Here is a 20527-nt window from a genome sequence, read left to right on the forward strand (position 1 = left end):
CGCCCGTCCCGTCATCGGGGGTCGATCTCGACGATCGTCCAGTGCCCTTCCCTGAGCCGGGCGGTCACGGAGAGCTGGGCCGCCGCGCTGGAGGCGGCCTTGCCCTCGCGCTCGTAGACCTGGTCGAGGAAGACCAGCAGATGGGCGCTGTCGCGGGTGAGCCGGGTGACTCCGGCGCGCACGACATGGGTGGTGAGGGTGAGCTTCTGGTCGGCGGACTGCTTCTCGACCTGCCCGAAGAGCGCCGCGTACTGCTGGAGCGCCTTGCCGGCCAGATAGCGCTGGGCGGACGCCTTGGTGGCGGCGGTCTCGCCGGGGCCGTAGGAGAAGACCTTGCCGAGGGCGTTGGTGACCTCGCCGGCGACCTGGGTGGTGGCCGCGCTGTCGGTCAGGGCGAGGTTGTCCGTGGCGGGGGTGTCGCGCAGTTGCCGTCCCGCGACGTGGAGGACGGCGCCGGCCGCGAGCAGGACGACGGCCAGCAGCGCGCCGACGGGACGCGTCCAGCGGCGCCGGGGGCGAGCCCCGCCCTCGTTGTCGCCGGCCACGTCGACGGCATCGGAGGCGTCGGCGACGTCGGCGACGTCGGGGGCCTCCTGGACCTCGCCGGCGGTCGGATCCGGCTCCGTGTCGACGGCTTCCGGGGCATCGGCGGACTCCTTTGGCGATGCCTTCGCCAGGTCCGTCGTGGTGCCGCTCCTGTGGCTCATGCGCCGCTCCCTATGCCGAGTGCCGTGAGCGCCTTGATCTTCCAGCCGTCGCCGGTCCGGGCCAGGGTGGCCTCGAAGCGTTTGCGTTCGGTGGCGGGCTTTCCGCCGCGCGGGGTGACCTCGATGTCGACGGTGGCGATCATCAGGGCCGTGCCGGTGCGGGCGTCGACCTCGGTGAGCGCCGCGTCGGTGACCTTGCCCCGGGCCGTGGTGCCGGACTTCTTCAGCTCGGCGGCGTCCTTGGCGCGGGTGCGCGCGAGCTGGTCGTGGAAGGGCCCGGTGGAGGAGTCCAGCCAGGACGCGAGACCGGCGTCGACACTCGCCGCGTCCTTGCCGTCCAGGCTGTTGAGGCGGGCCAGCCCCGTCCTGCCGTCGGCCAGCGCGGCGTCCCGGCTCTTGGCGTACGCCAGATCGTCGTCGCCCCGGGCGCGGGCGTACGACCAGCCGCCGAGGCCGCAGACCAGGGCCGCGACGAGGAGCACCGCCCAGCCGCCGAGCGCGCGTCCGCCGGCCCTCATGCGCCGCTCCCCGTGCCGAGGCCCAGCAGTGCGGCCATGCCGTCGACCGGGGCACCGGAGTCCGCCGTCACCCCGAGCGCGCCGGGCAGCCGGTCGGTGTCGCCGGGCAGCGGCAGGGTGCCGGGCCTGGCCGGTGCGGGCAGCGGTCCGCCCTTGGGGGCGTTGGCGCTGCCCCGGACGTTGATGCCGGTGCCGGGCGAGGAGGCGCAGCGGGCCTTGGTGTTGACGGCGGGGGCCGGTGAGGTGTCCAGTCCGTTGCGGTAGGTCGTACCGCCGTAGCCGGAGGTGCAGGGCAGCGGTTCGAAGAAGGTGATCGACATCCCGAACCGGGCTCCGTCCTCGTCGACGGCGCCGGCGCCGGCCGCCACGACGGCGGGGAGCTTCACGAGCAGTTCCTCCAGTCCGCGCTGCCGGGTGACGGCGACGTCCGAGGTGGTGAGGAGGTTGGCGACGACGACGCCGAAGGCCGGGTCCAGATCGCGCAGCAGTCCGCTGATCTGGCCGGTGGCGTCGGGGGTGACGGAGATGAGCTTGCGCAGATCGGTGTCGGAGCCCTTGAGCTGCTCGGCGAGTTCCTTGGCGCCGGAGGCGAAGCCCTTGAGCGCCTGGCCCTGTTCGGCCTGGGTGCGCAGCACCTTCTCGCCGTCCTCCATGAGCTTGGTGGTGACGGGGAGAGCGTCGTCGGCCGCCCGGACGAAGTCGCTTCCGGTGTCCAGGAGGACCTGGAGGTCGTCGCCCCGGCCGGTGAAGGCGGTGCCGAACTCGTCGACGACGGTGCGCAGGGATTCCAGGTCGACGGAGGAGGCGAGGTCGTTGACGCTGGTGAGGACGTTGGTCACCGGGGCGGGGACGGTGGTCTCGGCCTGGTCGATGACCGATCCGTTGGCGAGGAAGGGGCCCTCGCTGCGGGCCGGCCGCAGGTCGACGTACTGCTCGCCGACGGCGGACAGGCTGGCGACGACGGCTTCGAGGTCGTCGGGGATGTCCGGGGCGGACTTGTCGATGCGCAGTTCGGCCTCGACTCCGTCGTCGGTGAGTTCGATGGGGCCGACCCGGCCGACGGAGACCCCCCGGTAGGTGACGTTGGAGTGCGTGTACAGGCCGCCGGTGCGCGGGAGTTGCAGCGTGACGGTGTAGTAGTCGCGCATCCCGACGTAGTGGCCGAGGTCGGCGTAGCGGATGCCGAGGAAGCCGAGCACCAGCACGGCGATGATCAGGAAGGCGATGTTCTTCAGCCGGATGGCGAGGGTGATCATCGGGTGCTCCCGTCCGGGGCCGAGGACGTGGTGGGAGCCGTGGTGGCGGGCAGGGGAAGCGGCAGGGCGGCGCCGGCCGCCGCGGTCCTCGCCCCGGCCGGGGTGGCCGGGTCCGGCTCGTAGGCGGGGATGATCTGGGTGCCCGGTACGGCGGTGAGGTCCAGGTACACGTTGAGGTAGTCGCCCTTCACGCCGCGCAGCACCTCGTCCGTGAACGGGTAGGTGAGCAGCACCTGGAGGGAGTCGGGCAGGTCCTTGCCGGAGTCGGCCAGGGCCCGCAGGGTGGGGGCGAGGGCCTTCAGGTCGGCGATGGTGTCCGCCTTGGACTTGTTGATGGTGGTGACGGCCACGTCGGAGAGGGTGTCGAGGGAGCGGAGCATGGTCATCAGGGAGCCGCGCTGCTTCTCCAGGACCTTCATCCCGGGGCTGAGTTTGGTGAGGACCGTGCCGACGTCCTGTTTGCGGGTGGCGAGCGTGGTGGCGAGCCGGTTGACGCCGTCGAGGGCGGCGGTGATGTCGCCGCGGTGGTCGTCGAGGTTGGTGACGAGCGTGTCGACCTTGTGGAGCATGGCCTTGATCTGGGGTTCCCGCCCGGTCAGGGCCTTGTTCAGCTCGGTGGTGATGGTCTTGAGCTGCTGGACGCCGCCGCCGTTGAGGAGCATGGACAGGGCGCCGAACACCTCCTCCACCTCGGGGTTGCGGTTGGTGCGGGCGAGCGGGATCCGGTCGCCGGAGGCCAGGGTGCCGACGGCGGTGCCCTTGGCGGGGGGCGAGAGCTGGACGTACTTCTCGCCGAGGAGGCTGGACTGCTCCAGGTGGGCGTAGGCGTTGGCCGGGAGCTTGATGTTCCCGTTGACCTTCATGGTGACCCGGGCCTGCCAGGTGTCCGGGACCAGGGATATCTTGGTGACGCGGCCGACGGCGACGTCGTTGACCTTCACCGAGGACTGCGGTGCGAGGCTGAGCACGTCCGCGAAGTCGGCCGTGATCTCGTACGGATGGTCGCCGAGGTCGGCGCCGCCGGGCAGCGGGATGTCCTCGATGCCGGTGAAGCCGGGCGCGCCGCAGCCGGTGAGGAGCAGGGTGCAGCTCAGGCCGAGGGTGACCAGGGTGAGGCCCGGCAGGGCCCGGGGCCGGCGCGGGGTCCGGTTCATCGGGTGGCCCCCTTCGTGTCGTCGCCGCTCTTCGCCGCGGCGTCCTTCGGTGTGCCGTAGACCGTGCCGACGGCGGGCAGCGGCAGGACGGGCAGGTCCTCCTGGCGTGCCGCGTCCACGGGTTCGAGCCCCTGGAGGTCGGGGAACCGGCCCATGCTCAGCTCGTTGAGGTTGGTCCTGCCGTTGAGGGTGCGGTTGGCCGGGTCGTAGGCGTTGAGGACGTTGCCCGCGGCGAGCGGCAGGACGTCCATGGACTCGGCCAGCGAGGCGCGCTGGTCGACGAGGGTCTGGGTGATCGGCACGAGGGCGTCCACGTTCTTCTTGAGTTCGCCCCGGTTGTCCTTGATGAAGGTCTTGACCTGGGCGAGCGCGGTGCCGAGTTCCTTGAGGGCGGCGCCGAGGTTCTGCTTGTCGTCGGCGAGGAAGCCGGTGACGGTGTTCAGCTGGTCCTCGGCGGCGCGCACGTTGCCGTCGTTGTCCTTGAGCATGGTGGTGAAGGACTGGAGGTAGGCGAGCGTGTCGAAGAGGTTGCCGCTGCTCTTGTCGAGCGTCTTGGTGGCCTTGCCGAACTGCTCGATGGAGTCGCCGATGTCCTTGCCGTTGCCCTTGAGGTTCTTGGCCCCGGTGTCCAGGAGTCCGGCGAAGGCCCCCTGCGCGTTCGCTCCGTCGGGGCCGAGCGCGGTGGAGAGTTCGGTGATGGACTCGTAGAGCTGGTCCACCTCGATGGGGGTGGCGTTGTTCGCGGCGGGCAGTTCGGCCCCGTCGGCGAGGGCCGCTCCCCCGGTGTAGACGGGGGTGAGCTGGACGTACCGGTCGGCGACGAGGCTCGGGGCGACGACGACGGCGTGGGCGTCCCGGGGGACCTGGACGCCCTTGTCGAGGCGGAGGACGACCTTGACCTCCTTGCCCCGGGGCTTGACCGACTCGACGGAGCCGACCTTGACGCCGAGGATCCGCAGGTCGGATCCGGCGTAGATGCCCGTGGCCCGGTCGAAGTACGCCGTGACGGTGGTGGTGCCCTCCTCGTCCAGGGCCATGACCCCGGTGGTGGCCGCGACGGCCACGACGGCGAGGCCGGCGCCGATCCCGATGACGCGGGTGAGTCTCATCTCAGCTCCCGCCTTCCTGCTTGGGAGGCATGCAGCCGGTGGAGGGCGGGGTGTTCGCGGGCAGGTAGTCCTTCGGGACGACCCCGCAGACGTAGTTGTCGAACCAGCGGCCGTTGCCGAGGGTGTTGCCGACCAGCCGGTTGTACGTTCCGGCCAGCGAGAGCACCTTGTCGAGGCTCTTGCGGTTCTTGTTCAGGACGGCGGTGACCCGGCCGAGCGCCTTGAGCGTGGGCTTGAGCTGCTTGTTGTTGTCCGCGACGAGCCCGGTGAGCTGGGTGCCCAGATCGCGGGTGCCGGTGAGCAGCAGGTGGATGGAGTCGCGGCGGGCCTGGATCTCCCCGAGGAGGAGGTTGCCGTCCTTGAGCAGGGTCTCGAAGCCGCTCTTCTTGCTGTCGAGGGTCTTGGTGAGCTGCTTGCTGCCCTTGAGCAGGGTGGCGAGCTGCGCGTCGCGTTCGGAGACGGTCTTCGACAGGGCGGACAGGCCCTCGGCGGCGCTCTTCACGTCGGGCGGGGAGTCCTTGAAGGTGGCGGAGATCGTCTCGAAGCTCTTGGCGAGCTGTTCGGTGTCGATCTCCCCGATGGTCTCGCCCAGTCCGTTGAAGGCCTGGGTGACGTCGTACGGGGAGGTGGTGCGGCTCGCCGTGATGCGCTCGTCCGGGTCCTGCGCGGACTCGCCGAGCGGGTCGACGGCGAGGTACTTGTCGCCCAGGAGCGTCTTGATGGCGATGCCGACGGTGCTGGCGTTGCCGATCCAGGCGTCCTTCACCTCGAAGGTGACCTTCACCTTGGCGCCGTCCAGGGAGACCCCGGTGACCTTGCCGACCTTCACTCCGGCGATCCGCACCTCGTCGCCCTCGTCGAGTCCGGCGGACTCGGTGAAGTCGGCGGTGTAGGTGGTGCCGCCGCCGATGAAGGGCAGCGAGTCGGCGCGGTAGGCGCCGTAGCCGAGGAGGGCGAGCACGAGCAGTCCGACGACGCCGACGGCGACGGGGTTGCGGTGGCGCAGCGGTTTGATCGTCATGAGGTGCACCTCGCCGGATCGGTGATCTCGATGCCGGTGGGCGGGGTGCTGCCGTCGCTGGTCGTCACACCGCTGACCCTGGCCTCGCAGAGGTAGAGGTTGAGCCAGGAGCCGTACGAGGTGAGGCGGGTGATCGCCGCCATCTTCTCCGGGGTCCTGGTCAGGAAGTTCTCGATCTGGGGCTGGTTGTCGGCCAGGTTCTTCGAGAGGCGGCCGAGCTCCTTGATGTCCTTCTTCAGCGGGGCGCGTCCGTCCTGGAAGAGGTCGGCGGTGACGGTGGTGAGGGCGCCCATCGCGGTGACGGCCTCACCGAGCGGTTTGCGGTCGCCGGCGAAGCCCGTGACGAGTTCCTGGAGCGTGTCGACGAGGTCGTCGAAGCCCGCCTCGCGGTCGTTGACGGTCTTCAGGACCGTGTTGAGGTTGGTGATCACCTCACCGATCACCTTGTCCTTGGCGGCGACTGTGCCGGTCAGCGAGCCGACGTGCTGGAGGATGCTGTCGACGGTGCCGCCCTCGCCCTGGAGCACCTGGACGATGGAGCCGGCCAGCTCGTTGACGTCGGGCGGGGAGAGCCCTTCGAAGAGCGGCTGGAAGCCGTTGAAGAGCTGGGTGAGGTCCAGGGCCGGGGTGGTGCGGGAGAGCGGGATGGTGGCGCCCGCGGCGAAGGTCTCACCGACGGGTCCCGCGCCCTGGCCGAGGTCGATGTAGCGCTGGCCGACCATGTTGAGATATTTGATCGACGCGGTGACCGAGGCGGGCAGGGTGCGGCCCTTTCGGACCGTGAAGGTCACCTCGGCCAGGCGCCGGTCCGCGATCCTGATGGACTTCACCTGGCCGACCTTGACCCCGGCGATGCGGACGCTGTCGCCGGCGATCAGACCGGTGGCGTCGGTGAACCGGGCCCGGTAGGAACGGGTGTCACCGACCCCGGTGTTGGCGATGGACAGGCCGAGCACCGTGGTGGCCAGCACCGTGACCACGACGAACACGAGGGATTTCGCGAGCGGTCCCGCGAGGGAGCGGCGCTTCACTTGAGATTCACCTCCACGCCGCGGAAGGCCGGTCCGATGAGCACGCTGCTCCACTCGGGCAGGGCCTGCGGCCGGACGTTCAGGGAGGGAGCGACGAGCTCGTTGACGAGCCGGCTCTCCTGCGGGGAGTTGGGCATGCCGAGCGAGGGGTTCGCGGCGGGTACTTCCTCCGGGGCCGCCTCGGTGTCCGTGGCGGAGGCGGGCCGGTCCGCGGCGGTCCGGGCGTCGGCGGTGGGGACGGTGTCACCGACGTAGGGGACGGAGTAGCAGCGCGGTCCGCCGGTGGCGTTGTAGACGGGGGTGTCCCGTCCGGCCACGTACTTCCCCTTGGAGGGCACGGCCTTCAGCGTGACGTGCAGGCCCGGCTCGTTCGTTCCCTTGCCGAGCGCCTTGTCCATGGCCGGGACGAAGCCGACGACGGTGCGCAGGGTGCAGGGGAATTCGGAGGAGTACTTCGCCAGGGTCTCCAGGGTGGGCCTGCCGGAGGCGGCGAGCCGGATGAGGTTGTCCTCGTTCTTCCGCAGGAACGCGGTGAGGTCCCGGGCGGAGGCGGTGGTGGAGCCGTAGACGCCGGCCAGCTGGGCCTCCTGCTCGGCGAGGGTGCCGCTCGTAGTGGTGAAGTCGGTGAGGGCGTCCAGGACGTCGGGGGCGGCGTCCGCGTAGAGCGTGCTCACCTTGACGAGCTGCTTGATGTCCTCGTTGAGCGTGGGGAGCTGGGGGTTGAACTTCTTGAGGTGGGCGTCGAGGGTGACGAGCGTGTCACCGAGCTTGTCGCCGCGGCCCTTCAGCGCCTCGGAGACGGCGTTGAGGGTGGCGGAGAGCTTCTCCGGCTTGACGGCGGTCAGCAGCGGGAGCACGTTGTCGAGGACCTGCTCCAGCTCCAGGGCGTTGCTGGAACGGTCCTGCGGGATCTCGTCCCCGGCCCGCAGCGTCTTCGTGGAGGGCACGGCGGGCGGGACGAGCGCCACGAACCGTTCGCCGAAGAGCGTGGTGGGCAGCATCTGCGCGGTGACGTCGGCGGGGATGCGGTCGAGCTTGCCGGGCTGGATGGCCAGGGTGAGGCGGGCGCCGTCGCCGTCGGCCTCGATGCGGCGGACCTGGCCGACGACGACGCCGCGCAGCTTCACGTCGGCGTTGTCGTGCATCTCGTTGCCGACGCTGGAGGTGCGGACGGTGACGGTCGCGTCGTCGGTGAACTCCTTGTCGTACACCGCGACGGAGACCCAGATCAGCAGGGCGGGAACGAGGAAGAAGGCGACCCCGGCGGTTCTGCGGCCGGCGGTGCGCGTGGTCCGGTTACTCATCAGCCGGCCACCTTCACGGTCGTCGTGGCGCCCCAGATGGCGAGGGAGAGGAAGAAGTCGGTGACGCTGATCAGCACGATGGCGTTGCGCACCGAGCGGCCCACGGCCACGCCCACCCCGGCGGGCCCGCCGCTGGCGTGGTAGCCGTAGTAGCAGTGCGCGAGGATCACCATCACGGAGAAGATCAGCACCTTGAGCACCGACAGCAGGACGTCCTGCGGGGAGAGGAAGAGATTGAAGTAGTGGTCGTACGTGCCCGCGGACTGGCCGTTGAACAGGACGGTGACGTAGCGGGAGGCGACGTACGAGGAGAGCAGCCCGATCGCGTACAGCGGGATGATGGCGACGACCCCGGCGATGATGCGCGTGGTGACGAGATAGGGCATGGAGCGCACGCCCATGGACTCCAGGCCGTCGACCTCCTCGTTGATCCGCATGGCGCCGAGCTGGGCGGTGAAGCCGGCGCCGACGGTCGCGGAGAGCGCGAGACCGGCGACGAGCGGGGCGATCTCGCGGGTGTTGAAGTACGCGGAGATGAAGCCGGTGAAGGCGGCGGTGCCGATCTGGTTGAGCGCGGCGTACCCCTGGAGGCCGACGACGGTGCCGGTGGCCAGCGTCATCGCGATCATGACGCCGATGGTGCCGCCGACGACGCCGAGACCGCCGCTGCCGAAGGCGACCTCGGCCAGCAGCCGCTGCACCTCCTTGAGGTAGCGGCGCAGGGTGCGCGGGATCCAGAGCAGGGCCCGTACGTAGAAGGTGAGCTGGTCGCCTGAGCGGTCCAGCCATCCGAGCATCGACATGGGTCAGCTCCCCTTCGCGGGGACGATCTGGAGGTAGATCGCCGTGAGGACCATGTTCACGAAGAACAGCAGCATGAAGGTGATGACGACGGACTGGTTGACCGCGTCGCCGACGCCCTTCGGGCCGCCGCGCGGGTTGAGCCCGCGGTAGGCGGCGACGATCCCGGCGATGAAGCCGAAGATCAGTGCCTTGACCTCGCTGACGTAGAGGTCGGGCAGTTGCGCGAGGGCGGAGAAGCTGGAGAGGTACGCGCCCGGCGTGCCGTGCTGCATGATCACGTTGAAGAAGTAGCCGCCGAGGGTGCCGACGACGGAGACGAGTCCGTTGAGCAGCACGGCGACGAGCATGGTGGCCAGGACGCGCGGGACGACCAGGCGCTGGACGGGCGAGACGCCCATGACCTCCATCGCGTCCAGCTCCTCGCGGATCTTGCGGGAGCCGAGGTCGGCGCAGATCGCGGAGCCGGCCGCGCCGGAGACCAGCAGGGCCACGATGATCGGGCTGGCCTGCTGGATGACGGCCAGGACGCTGGCGCCGCCGGTGAAGGACTGTGCGCCGAGCTGCTGGGTGAGCGAGCCGACCTGGAGGGCGATGACCGCGCCGAAGGGGATGGAGACGAGGGCGGCGGGCAGGATGGTGACGCTGGCGACGAACCAGAACTGCTCGATGAACTCCCGCACCTGGAAGGGCCGTCGGAAGATGTCGCGGCAGACGGTCCCGGCGAGCGCGAACAGCTGCCCGGTCTGGCGCAGCGGGGCCAGGGCCCTGCTGGGGCGCGGGGCCGCGGGGGCCTTCTCCTCCGGCGCCGGCGGCTCGTCGGCCGGCTGCCCCGGGGGCAGGAGCGGCATCGGGGCCGTCATGGGCGCCCACCGCCGGCGGCCGGGCTGTAGCTGTTGAGGATGGCGGTACGGGCCGCCTCCGGCAGCTGGCCCAGCATCGCCATGACCCGCTCCCGGCGGCGCAGGGCGCCCTGGCGCACCGGCAGTCCGGGCGAGGGCTCCAGCTGGGGGACGACGGTGCGCGGGGCGTTGGCCGAGCTGATGCCCTGGCCGTATCCGTTGCGCTCCTCGGCGGCGAGGGTGGCCGCGTCCTTCTCCTCGGACATCCCGATGGGCCCCTCGCAGCGTCCGGCGAGGAACTGCGAGACGACGGGCAGGTCGCTGGTCAGCAGCACCTCGCGCGGACCGAAGGTCACCAGGTTGCGGCGGAACAGCATGCCCATGTTGTCCGGGACCGTGGAGGCGATGTCCAGGTTGTGGGTGACGATGAGCATCGTCGCGTCGATCTGCGCGTTCAGGTCGACCAGGAGCTGGGAGATGTACGCGGTGCGGACCGGGTCGAGGCCGGAGTCCGGTTCGTCGCAGAGGATGATCTGCGGGTCCAGCACCAGGGCGCGGGCGAGGCCGGCGCGCTTGCGCATACCGCCGGATATCTCGCCCGGCAGCTTGTTCTCCGCACCGAGCAGACCCACGACGTCGATCCGCTCCATGACGATGCGGCGGATCTCGGACTCCTTCTTGCGGGTGTGCTCCCGGAGCGGGAACGCGATGTTGTCGAAAAGCGACATCGACCCGAAAAGGGCGCCGTCCTGAAACATCAGCCCGAAGAGTTTGCGCGCCTCCATGATGTCCCGCTCGGCGCCGTTCACCATGTCGACGCCGTTGACGAGCACACGGCCCTGTTCGGGCTTGAGCAGGCCGATGATGGATTTGAGGAAGACGGTCTTCCCGGTGCCCGAGGGCCCGAGCATCACGCTCACTTCGCCGGCGGGCAGGGTGAGGCTGACGTCCTGCCAGATGTTCTGTTTGCCGAAGGATTTCGTCAGGCCCTCGACCACTACTTCGATTCCCATCGACCCTCCTTCGACGTATCCGTAAACGAAGTCATCTGTCGGTGCTCCGGCTCTGAGAAATCCAATGGCGGCTCGTCACTCATGCACCAGGAGGCGCACGGTATGTCCGCCGAAACCGCCAGGACAAGCCGTTGAACAGCGGAGATCGACGAACCAGGTACTCGATGTGGATCACTTGTCACCGAATGACAAAACCGTTCCCGGGCTTTGTACGAAACTGCGCAAGGTCTCCGGTGTGCGCATCGGGGTCCCCCGACTCGCTGGGGGTCGGAGCCGTGGGACCCCGGGAGCGGGAGAGCCGCCCCCAGGAGAGCGGGTTCGGGGGCTGTGGCGTTCCCGGTCCGGAGTCCCGGCTGAGGGGCGCGACCTGGACTCCGTGGGCGTCGGACGAGCAGTACGAACACCCGTCCGCGCTGCTCACCCGGGACGCTACGGCTCGGTAACCTGCCTTCGCAATAGTGGTTCAGGAACTTTTTGAACGACCGCCCGCGGAAGCGGAATTATTGTTCGCGAGTGAGCATTCCGCTCCTGAAACCTATACGAATATGAGCCATCCGGGGGGCTTGCCCGACCGCCTTCTCGGGGTCCCGGAGAACACGAAAGCCCGTTCCTACCAGGAGATCTCCCGGCAGGAACGGGCTACGGCGGACGCGACGGCGGCACGCAGGGAATGACAAGAACGCCCCGGCGGAGCCGCCGCCGGCCGGTGCTACTTCACGGCGGAGTGCCAGTACTGCGAGAGCACCTTCCCCGCGTCCGGCACGACCAGACCCGGAGCGGTGAGTGCTCCGCTGTACGTCGAGGCGTTGTTGAGCGTGATGTGGTTGTCGCCCGACAGGGACGGCAGTCCTTCCTTCAGGTTGACGGCCCAGCTGAGCACGCCGCCCAGACCGCAGCCGCTGGCCTTCGGCACCGCGAAGGTGGTGTCCGCCTGGCTGTTTCCGGTGAGGGCGAACCGCAGCATGGCGCCGCCCGCGGGGTTGCTGGTGCCGTTGCCGTCGAAGCGCTGGATGGCGAGCGAGGGCTGTGTGGCGTTCTGCGGTCGCAGCAGGATCGGCTCCGAGGCGCTGCCGATGTAGCAGTTGTCGCCCAGGAGCGAGTTCTTCAGGTGGACGCGGACCGGCAGCTTGACGATCGGACGGCCGACGCCCAGACCGGCCGTCAGGTCGAACTCCGAGGGCGTGCCGATGGACTCCACCGTCGCCGTCACCCGGTTCAGCGAGACGTTGGTGATCTGCCCGCAGACCGCGCTGACGACGGGGATGTCACTGGGGCACATCAGTCCGAGCAGCCCGCCGGGGATCTCGGTGGGTGCGCTGATCAGCGCACCCTCCTTGGGCGGGACGACCTTGAACGTACCGGCCGCGGTGTCCTGAAGGACACCGAACTGCAGGTCGTTGGCGCCGATGGCGGCCTCGGTCGTGCCGAGCTTGAACTCCCCACCGGGCGAGTACGAGGACACGCAGGAGGCGACGATGTCCTGGCCGTCCGCCGCCAGCATGGCGGGGTCGTCGACGGGACAGCGGGAGAAGGGCGCCCAGTCCCCGTTGAGGCTCGCCGTCGCGGCCGACGCGGACAGCGGGGTGAGCGGGATCGCGATCACCGCGGCGGCGGCAGCGGCGAACATGCCCGTGCGCCATCTCTTCGGAACAGCTCTCATTACTCCCTCAATTCATGGTGGGCCGAACGAATGGGGTGTTCTGGTTCGGGCGGCCGGCGGTGCCGGCTCAGCGCGGCGGCTCGGGAACCTGGACGGGCTGGCCGTCCGAGGTGCACACGGCCGGGTCGTGCTGCGCGGCGGCGCAGGGCGCACCCTGCACCTGCTTCACGGCCCCGGGGACTCCGGAGATGGAAGCGGTGAAGAGGCGGTCGAGGTCCTCGTCGACACCGCAGCCGGAGAAGGGCGGAAGGGTGACCTCTCCGTTGAGCTCGCCACCGGTGACCAGGGTGTAGCCCGTCTGCACGCCGTCCTTGAGGAGCATCTCCCCGCGCAGCGGCAGCTTGAAGGGCTTGGTGGTACGGCAGTTGGGGCCGACGTCCAGCGGAACGCCGTTGACCTTCACGTTGTACAGGCGCAGCCGGAGGTCCATGTCGATGGTCGTCACGCCCTCGCTGTTGCCGGGGCCGACGATCATCAGGTCGGAGTGGATGTTGTAGTCCGGTTTCCCGTCGGCCGTGGTGCCCGGGGGGATCTGGGTCATTTCCAGGGACGCGGTCGTCGGCATGAACCCGAAGGTCAGAAACGTTCCGGTGGCGGGCGGGAGCTTCGGCTCGCCCTTGTAGTCCAGCACGACGGTCGAGTCCTGGAACAGATGCACGCGCCCGTCCACGAACCTGATGGTGTTCGGGCCCTGGGCGATCTTCGCGCAGGCGAGCGGGAACAGCGTGGCGCTCTTGAGCTTGGCGACGTCGGCGTAGCCGGTGACGTAGGCGTTCAGGGCCATCCCGTCGTTCTCGTCACCGATACACGTCGGGCCCTTGCCTCCCAGGGTCTGGGAGACGGCCGGCGCGCTGCCCGGTTCCGGCGTCGCCCCGTCGTCGTTCCTGGCGGTGTCCTTCCGGTCCTTGGCGGTGCCCTGACGCTCCCGGGTGGCGGAGGCCGCCGGCGAGGGCCACGTCACGTTCCCGCCGATGCGCACCGAGGCGAGGGCCGGGTCCTGTCCCTCCTTCAGGGTGCAGGTCAGCTCGACGGTGCCGGGAGCGGCGGCACCGTCCGCCGGCTCCGAATCCGGCTCCGAGGGGGAGACGGGTTGCGAGGCGGGCGGCGCGATCCGCGCCGTCAGCTTCGCGGCGGCGAAGGTGAGAGCGCCGGAGGCCCCGGCGGTCACGGTGGGCACCTCGCCGGAGGTGGTGAGCGTGAGCCCGCCCGATGCGGGGACGGTCACCGGTTTCCCGGTGCTTCCGGCCCACAGGGTCACCGCGGACTGTTCGCCCTGCGCCACGTCCACGGTCAGTTCGGTCGTCACGTCGAGGCCGCCCGCCCCGGCGTCGGGAAGGTCGGGCACCGCGCCCTCGGGGAGGGTCAGTTCCGTCGTCACGTTCCTGACCTGGACCGGCTGGTCGACGTCCCCCCGGTCCGGGACGGTCGCCGAGACCGTGACCTCGACCGGTTCGGAACCCGAGGGGAAGTCGCAGTCGTAGCCCAACTCGACCTGGACGTCACGTTCTCCGGCGGACGCCTGAGCACCCGGAATCATTCCGGCCATGAGGACCGCGGCCAGTACGGCCCCGCCCCGTGCTGTCAGCTGTCCCCGGCTCCGCCCCGTCGCGCCGCGCATCGTCATCCCTCGTGATTCCCTTCCGTCGTGGCCGCAGACCGCACGGCGGGCGTCCCGCCGTGCGGTCTGCTGGGCTCGCGGTTACCCGTCGGCCCGTCAGCTTCCGACAATGCTCGTGATTCCGCTGACGGCATAGTCACCGGTGAACGTCGGGTGGTCGCCGACGGCCACGATGCCGGTGCAGCCGGCACTGGCCGTCAGCACGTTCAGCTGGTGGGTGGAGCCGCCGACCGAGAGCACGTGCGTGCCGTTGGTGAACTTCCCGTCGACCTCACCACCGACGGTGAAGCTGCAGGTCAGGACGGTGAGGCTGGCCTTGATGCCCTTGATGTAGCCGGTGGTGACGCCCGTGGTCGCGTTGTAGTCCTGGGCGACGATCTCCCAGGCCGGCGAGGTGTTGGCGACCGGGGTCACCGGGCCGAGCGGGCTGGTGCAGGGCTTGGCGGTGGTCCCGAAGGAGGCCGCGCTGATCCGCGCCACCGTGGCGGGGTTGCCCGTGGTGCTGGCGGCGCTGCCGCTCGCGGCCGCGGTCGGGCAGGTGAGCGGGATGCCGTTCACCGTCAGGATCGTGTTGGTCGAGGCGGCCGTGTAGGAGGTGCCCGTGACGGTCCACGTCGTGGCCGGGAAGGCCATGGCCTGGCTGACGCCGAGCGCGAGGGCCGCGGAAGCGACTCCGGACACCACGGCCATCTTCTTGAGGGTATTACGCACAGTTAGTTCCTCCGATTCGACAATGCGGGTGGCACTGCTTGCGGGGCGTGCTCCAGAGCTGCCCAAGAGGCACAAAGCACGACGACGAACCACTACTCCGAGGAGAGACGTACACTCTCGGCCACATACAATCTGTGACAGGCCGTGACGTTACTTGCGGGAAACTTTGAGCACAATCCCGCCAGCCGAAATTGCTCGCAACGACTTCTTTTCTCGTACGGGGCTGACTAACTCGCCCGGGCACCCTTGTCACTTGATGCGCAAAATCCCGGTCAAGCGCGGCTCCTGGCTGGTCAACGGCGTCTCGGCGCCCCCGGACTCCGGTCGCGCCGGGCGCGGCGCTTTCCGGACCGACGCATTCGCATTCCCCGATCGACGCCGGCGCTCCCGCACCGGCCCGACCCAGCGGAGACCCGCTCAAGGACGACTCGTGCGCGGCTGGAGCGAACGGCCGAAAATATTGTCCGGAAGTGAGCACTCCCGCCCTACCTGCACAGGAGCACCACGACGCGCCCGAGTTGTGTGCCCCCTGCACGGCGATCTTGTCCAAGTGGTGGGCACGGCCATCGACTTGGACTATCTTCATCGCGGACTTGGTACGCACCTGTCGGTTCGTGGGAGCGCTTTCCCCCACTGCCTCACCCCCACCGGGCACCGGAGAGCGAGGGGACACGTCATGCCGAGAGTCATTTCGCCATTGGACACGGGGGACCCGCTGGGGCCGCTCCCCCAGGAGTTCGCCGCCATCATGCGGCCCGAACTGCCCAGTCTCATCAAGGAGATAGGCGTCGAGGTCACCCGGGCCTATCCCGAGTACGCCCGGCTCCTCAGCGGCCCGAACGGGCAGGCGATCCGGGTCGGTGTGGAGCAGAGCCTCGCCTCCTTCGTCGACCTGATCGCGGAACCGGCCTCCTCGACGTCCCTGCGCGACGACATGTGCCGCCGCTTCGGCCGGTTCGAGGCGTACGAGGGCCGCACGATGGAGACGCTCCAGGGCGCGTACCGGCTCGGCGCGCGGGTCGCGCTGCGGCGGGCGAAGAAGGTGGGCCGGAGTTACAACTTCTCGCCGACGCTGATGCTCAGCTTCGCGGACGCGCTCTTCGCGTACATCGACGAACTCGAATCCCTCTCGCGCGAGGGGTATCTCGAAGTCCAGGCCCAGACGGGCGAGCAGGCCGAGACGATGCGCAGGCGGCTGCTGCATCTGATCCTGGCCGGGCGCCCGGTCCCCCGCTCCGCCATCGCCGAGCTGTGCGAGCAGACGGGATGGGCGCTCCCGGAGGAGGTCACCCTGGTCGCGGCGCGCGCCCCGGCCGGGCTCGACAGGGTCAGCGCCGACCGGGACATCCTGGTCGACCTCAGCGATCCGCAGCCGCATTTACTCATCCCGGGTCCCCTCGACGACGCCCGGAGGAGCATGCTGGAGCAGACCCTGCTCGGCACCCATGTCGCGGTCGGACTGACCGTCCCCACCGCGCTGGCCGCCGACTCGATCCGCTGGGCGCGCAGGGTCCTGGAACTCGTGGACACCGGGGTGATCGACGATGCCCCGTTCATCTTCTGCGAGGACCACCTCATCACCCTGTGGCTGCTCTCCGACCCGGTCCTCCTCGACCAGCTGGCGCAGCGGGAACTGGCCCCCCTCGCGGGCATCAGCACCAACCGGCGCGAGCGGCTGGTCGAGACGCTGCGGATCTGGCTCGACACCCGTGGAACGGCCGCCCACATGGGGGAACTCCTCGACGTCCACCCCCAGACGGTCCGGTACCGCATGCGCAATCTGGAGTCCATCTTCGGCGAGCAACTGATCGACCCCGAGAGCAGGTTCTCCACCGAGGCGGTCCTGCGCGCCCTTCAGCTGAGGGCCCGCGGCCGGGAGTCGACTCCTTCGTAGCGGACGCACGAGACATGCCCGGCCGGATCATGACCCCCGCCTCCCGTCAACTTACCTTCGAGTAAAGGGAAATACCCGGTCACTCCCAAACGGTTGCCACACGGAGACGTTCTCGACGAGAAACCCGGAACCGCGTCCCGTACACATGGAGGGGTCGTCCGCCCACCCGGCGGACGCACCGTCCGACCTCCTGGCCACCATTCGAGAGGGAACCCCCATGACCGCCTCCCATCTGCTCGTCCCCGTCCCCATCCCGGACAGCGTCGCCGCACTGATCGGCTCCTGCGTCCCGGCCCGGATCCTGGAGGCGGAGTTCGAGGCGGAGTGCGCGGCGCGTGAGATCCGCCGGTTCCGCGGGCCGCTGCTGGGCATCGAGGACCAGGCCGACCGCGAGCAGGCCCTGGCCGCGCTCGCCCGCGCCAACAAGGTGCTGGCCGCGCACGACCCGAGGCTGACGGTGCGTCCGGGCAGCGCCTGGTAGTCCGCCCGGCCCCGCGCACTCCCCGCGCCCCACGGCGTCCGCCGCCTTGCGGAGGTGACGCCCTGCCCTTACCTTACTCAAAAGTAAGTTTACTTCAGAGTAAGGAACTGGCGTGGCCGACAACAGCAGCGGCAACCTCACCGACGAACTGGCCGCCCTCGACTTCGCGGCCGTCTCCCCGCCGGAGTTCGCGCGGATCGTCAAGGGACTGTCCGCCAAGCAGCTCGGCGAGGTCATGCACGGCGACCTGCGCGCCCGGGTGCTCGGCGAGGTCTTCGCCCGGATGGGGCAGCAGTTCCGCCCCGAGGCGGCCGGCCCGCTCACCGCCCTCGTCCGCTGGAAGATCACCGGTGACAGCGACGTGGTCTACGAGACCGCGATCGCGGACGGCCGCTGCACCGTCAGCGAGGGCCGCTCGGACGCCGAGCCGCGGACGACGCTGGTCATGGCGGACACCGAGTTCCTGAAGCTGGTCTCGGGCAACGGCAACCCCATCACCATGTTCATGATGCGCAAGCTGAAGGTGGCCGGTGACGTCGGCCTGGCCTCGGGCCTCACCCGCTACTTCGACATCCCGAAGGCCTGACCCATGAGCTACTTCTCCCTCGCCCTCACCGAGGAGCAGCAGGACCTGCGCGACTGGGTGCACGGCTTCGCCGCCGAGGTGGTGCGCCCGGCCGCCGCCGAGTGGGACGCCCGCGAGGAGACGCCCTGGCCGGTCATCCAGGAGGCCGCCCGGATCGGGCTCTACGGCTTCGAGTCGCTGGCCGACATGTACGGCGACCCCTCGGGGCTCTCCCTCCAGATAGCCAACGAGGAGCTGTTCTGGGGCGACGCCGGCATCGGCATGGCCCTGTTCGGCACCTCGCTCGCCGTCGCCGGGATCTTCGCCTCCGGGACCCCCGACCAGCTCGCCGAGTGGGTGCCGCAGTGCTACGGCGACGAGGACGACCCCAAGGTCGCCGCCTTCTGTGTCTCCGAACCGCAGGCCGGCTCCGACGTCTCCGCCATGGCCACCCGGGCCCGCTACGACGCCGCGAAGGACGAGTGGGTGCTCTCCGGCCAGAAGGCGTGGATCACCAACGGCGGGATCGCCGAGGTCCATGTCGTCGTCGCCTCGGTCGACCCCGCGCTCGGCGCGCGCGGCCAGGCCGCGTTCATCGTGCCGCCCGGCACCCCGGGCCTCCAGGCGGGCCGCACCGTCAAGAAGCTGGGGCTGCGCGCCTCGCACACGGCGGACCTCTTCCTCGACGACGTACGGGTCCCCGGGCACTGCCTGCTCGGCGGCAAGGAGAAGCTGGACGCCCGGCTCGCCCGCGCCCGCGAGGGCGGCACCGCCAAGGGGCAGGCCGCGATGGCGACCTTCGAGGTCAGCCGCCCCACCGTCGGCGCCCAGGCGCTGGGCATCGCCCGCGCCGCGTACGAGTACGCGCTGGAGTACGCCGGTACCCGCGAGGCGTTCGGCCGGCCCATCATCGAGAACCAGTCGATCGCCTTCGCCCTGGCCGATCTGCGGACCGAGATCGAGGCCGTGCGGCTGCTGATCTGGCAGGCCGCTTGGATGGCGCGCAACGACCGCTCCTTCGACGCCGGGCAGGGCTCCATGTCCAAGCTCCGCGCGGGCGAACTCGCGGTGGCCGCGACGGAGAAGGCCGTCCAGATCCTGGGCGGCGCGGGATACAGCAGGGAGCACCCGGTGGAGCGGATGTACCGCGACGCGAAGATCTACACGATCTTCGAGGGGACCAGCGAGATCCAGCGGCTGGTCATCGCGCGGGCGATCTCGGGACGCCACATCCGCTGACCCGGGCGGCGCACCCGTACGGACGCCGTCCTCGCGCGTCTCCCGGACGGCGCGCGCCGCAGGGGTGCATGCTCGTGCGGTGAGCGGACGGCCGGTCCACGGGGGCCACCGGCCGCACGGCCCGTCCGGGTGCCCCCGCCACCGGGAGACCGCATGCACCGGACCACCTTCCTGACCGCCTTGGCGCTCGCCGCCTCGCTCCTCACCGCCGCGCCGGCCTCGGCCGCTCCGGCCCCGGCCGGGTGGGAGCCCGCGCCCACGGCCCCCTTCGACGTCCCGGCCGGCACCCGCTGCGACGCCCCCGTCCACGGCGAACCGCTCGTGGACGAGGTCGTCCAGAAGGTGCTCGCCACCCACCCCGACGGGTCCCCTTCCGAGATCGCCTACAAGGGGGCCCTGCTCATCCGCGTCACCAACACCCGTACCGGCGCGTACACCGACGTCGACGCCGGGGGCAGCGCGATCGTCGACCACCGCACCGACGGCTCGCAGCGCTGGCACGCCGTCGGGCCCGTCCTCCTCGGCGTCGGCGCGCACCAGGGCAACCTGCCGCGCGGGGAGTACCGGGTGGACGGCGTGTACACGCTGGACATCGCCGCCGACGGCTACCGCACCCTGCGCATGCACCACGGATCGGTGGACGACGTCTGCGCCCGGATCGAATGACCACCCCGCCAGGGGCGGCGGCGGGGGCGGACGGGAGAATGCCGGGACCTCGACCGCCCCCGCCGCCGAACCCCTGGAGAGCCATGCCCGCCGGTCCGCGCCCGTCCGTCCTGTTCGTCACCGACCTCGCCTACGAGGCGCGCGGGCGCCGCTACTGCGACGAGGACATCGCGCTCACCGCACGGCTGCGCGAGGACGTCGACCTCGCGCTGTGCCATCCGCGCGACGCGGCGGCCCTGATGGACGGCTTCGACGGCGTCGTCGTCCGCAACAGCGGTCCGGTGCTGCACTACCAGGAGGCGTACGACGCCTTCCGGGCGCGCGCCCTGGAGCGCGGCACCCGGGTCTACAACCCGCTGACCGGGCGGGGCGACATGGCGGGCAAGCAGTACCTGGTGGATCTGGGCCGGGCCGGGTACCCGGTGATACCGACCGTGGACCGGGCGGCGGACCTGGGGCTGCTGCCGGAGGCCGCGGGCTATGTGGTCAAGCCGAAGCTGGGCGCGGACTCCGTCGGGCTGCGCTTCACGGACACCCCCGTACTGGAGCCCGGCACGGACGGCACGCTGCTGGTCCAGCCCCGGATCGACTTCCGCTACGAGGTGTCCTTCTACTTCGTCGACCGCGACTTCCAGTACGCGCTGAACGCGCCGCACCCGGACCGGCGGTGGGTGCTGGAGCCGTACGAGGCGAGCCCCGCCGACCTGGACTTCGCCCGCGCGTTCATCGAGTGGAACACCCTCGACCACGGCATCCAGCGGGTCGACGCCTGCCGCACGGCCTCCGGCGAGCTGCTCCTGGTGGAGCTGGAGGACCTCAATCCGTATCTCTCGCTGGACCGGGTGGACCCCCGGACGCGGGAGGCTTTCGCGGCCCGGATGACGGCCTCGCTGCGGGAGCTGCTGGGCTGACACGTCCGGTCGCCTCCCGCATGCGG

At 70.2% G+C, this 20527-nt stretch carries 20 protein-coding genes; 6 read left to right on the forward strand and 14 right to left on the reverse strand.

All coding sequences use genetic code 11. From position 1 onward, the window contains the following. Positions 1–11: 11 nt before the first annotated feature. The 14 genes from ACWCXC_RS18560 to ACWCXC_RS18625 form a co-directional block, all read right to left on the reverse strand. Entirely contained in the window at positions 12–707 is a 696-nt protein-coding gene (locus tag ACWCXC_RS18560) for a hypothetical protein (RefSeq protein ID WP_450889885.1), read from the reverse strand. Next, positions 704–1225 (reverse strand): hypothetical protein, encoded by a 522-nt coding sequence (locus ACWCXC_RS18565; protein WP_450681282.1) that lies wholly within the window; start codon positions 1223–1225, stop codon positions 704–706. Before ACWCXC_RS18565 ends, ACWCXC_RS18560 begins: the two co-directional genes overlap by 4 nt. Continuing rightward, entirely contained in the window at positions 1222–2481 is a 1260-nt protein-coding gene (locus ACWCXC_RS18570) for an MCE family protein (protein WP_450681283.1), read from the reverse strand. The genes ACWCXC_RS18565 and ACWCXC_RS18570 overlap by 4 nt, the downstream gene beginning before the upstream one ends. Then, positions 2478–3635, reverse strand: coding sequence for an MCE family protein (locus ACWCXC_RS18575; protein WP_450889887.1), 1158 nt, complete (start codon positions 3633–3635; stop codon positions 2478–2480). The genes ACWCXC_RS18570 and ACWCXC_RS18575 overlap by 4 nt, the downstream gene beginning before the upstream one ends. Continuing rightward, complete coding sequence (locus ACWCXC_RS18580; RefSeq protein ID WP_450681285.1) at positions 3632–4744, reverse strand: MCE family protein; 1113 nt, start codon at positions 4742–4744, stop codon at positions 3632–3634. The genes ACWCXC_RS18575 and ACWCXC_RS18580 overlap by 4 nt, the downstream gene beginning before the upstream one ends. Before the next feature lies 1 nt (position 4745). Continuing rightward, on the reverse strand, positions 4746–5765 hold the full coding sequence (locus ACWCXC_RS18585) for an MCE family protein (protein ID WP_450681286.1): 1020 nt from the start codon (positions 5763–5765) through the stop codon (positions 4746–4748). Then, positions 5762–6796, reverse strand: a complete 1035-nt coding sequence (locus ACWCXC_RS18590; protein ID WP_450889890.1) for an MCE family protein — start codon at positions 6794–6796, stop codon at positions 5762–5764. The genes ACWCXC_RS18585 and ACWCXC_RS18590 overlap by 4 nt, the downstream gene beginning before the upstream one ends. Continuing rightward, positions 6793–8100 carry an MCE family protein gene (locus tag ACWCXC_RS18595; RefSeq protein WP_450681288.1) on the reverse strand — a complete coding sequence of 436 codons (1308 nt, stop codon included), beginning with the start codon at positions 8098–8100 and terminating at the stop codon, positions 6793–6795. Before ACWCXC_RS18595 ends, ACWCXC_RS18590 begins: the two co-directional genes overlap by 4 nt. Further along, complete coding sequence (locus ACWCXC_RS18600; RefSeq protein WP_383638418.1) at positions 8100–8903, reverse strand: MlaE family ABC transporter permease; 804 nt, start codon at positions 8901–8903, stop codon at positions 8100–8102. The genes ACWCXC_RS18595 and ACWCXC_RS18600 overlap by 1 nt, the downstream gene beginning before the upstream one ends. Positions 8904–8906: 3 nt before the next feature. Continuing rightward, the gene (locus ACWCXC_RS18605; RefSeq protein ID WP_450681289.1) at positions 8907–9764 is read right to left on the reverse strand and encodes an MlaE family ABC transporter permease; all 858 of its coding nucleotides are present in this window, start codon (positions 9762–9764) and stop codon (positions 8907–8909) included. After that, the gene (locus tag ACWCXC_RS18610) at positions 9761–10756 is read right to left on the reverse strand and encodes an ABC transporter ATP-binding protein (protein ID WP_450681290.1); all 996 of its coding nucleotides are present in this window, start codon (positions 10754–10756) and stop codon (positions 9761–9763) included. Before ACWCXC_RS18610 ends, ACWCXC_RS18605 begins: the two co-directional genes overlap by 4 nt. Before the next feature lie 709 nt (positions 10757–11465). Beyond that, the gene (locus ACWCXC_RS18615) at positions 11466–12416 is read right to left on the reverse strand and encodes a hypothetical protein (protein ID WP_450889893.1); all 951 of its coding nucleotides are present in this window, start codon (positions 12414–12416) and stop codon (positions 11466–11468) included. 67 nt (positions 12417–12483) lie between these two features. Next, positions 12484–14040: a DUF6801 domain-containing protein gene (locus ACWCXC_RS18620; RefSeq protein WP_450889895.1), complete on the reverse strand. Its 1557-nt coding sequence runs from the start codon at positions 14038–14040 to the stop codon at positions 12484–12486. Positions 14041–14130: 90 nt separating this feature from the next. Further along, positions 14131–14745 carry a hypothetical protein gene (locus tag ACWCXC_RS18625; RefSeq protein ID WP_450681293.1) on the reverse strand — a complete coding sequence of 205 codons (615 nt, stop codon included), beginning with the start codon at positions 14743–14745 and terminating at the stop codon, positions 14131–14133. A gap of 676 nt (positions 14746–15421) precedes the next feature. On the opposite strand from ACWCXC_RS18625, the gene ACWCXC_RS18630 reads away from it, so the two are divergent. From ACWCXC_RS18630 to ACWCXC_RS18655, 6 genes are all read left to right on the forward strand, one after another. After that, positions 15422–16639, forward strand: a complete 1218-nt coding sequence (locus tag ACWCXC_RS18630) for a PucR family transcriptional regulator (protein WP_450889897.1) — start codon at positions 15422–15424, stop codon at positions 16637–16639. 217 nt (positions 16640–16856) lie between these two features. Beyond that, the gene (locus tag ACWCXC_RS18635) at positions 16857–17120 is read left to right on the forward strand and encodes a hypothetical protein (protein WP_450681295.1); all 264 of its coding nucleotides are present in this window, start codon (positions 16857–16859) and stop codon (positions 17118–17120) included. A gap of 112 nt (positions 17121–17232) precedes the next feature. After that, complete coding sequence (locus tag ACWCXC_RS18640; RefSeq protein WP_450889899.1) at positions 17233–17706, forward strand: SCP2 sterol-binding domain-containing protein; 474 nt, start codon at positions 17233–17235, stop codon at positions 17704–17706. 3 nt (positions 17707–17709) lie between these two features. Continuing rightward, on the forward strand, positions 17710–18924 hold the full coding sequence (locus ACWCXC_RS18645) for an acyl-CoA dehydrogenase family protein (RefSeq protein WP_450681297.1): 1215 nt from the start codon (positions 17710–17712) through the stop codon (positions 18922–18924). 153 nt (positions 18925–19077) lie between these two features. Continuing rightward, a complete protein-coding gene (locus tag ACWCXC_RS18650) occupies positions 19078–19590 on the forward strand; it encodes a hypothetical protein (RefSeq protein WP_450681298.1) in 513 nt (170 codons plus the stop codon). A gap of 83 nt (positions 19591–19673) precedes the next feature. Then, positions 19674–20501, forward strand: a complete 828-nt coding sequence (locus tag ACWCXC_RS18655) for a hypothetical protein (protein ID WP_450889901.1) — start codon at positions 19674–19676, stop codon at positions 20499–20501. Positions 20502–20527: the final 26 nt, after the last annotated feature.

The sequence above is a fragment of the Streptomyces sp. NPDC001515 genome (assembly GCF_053597115.1).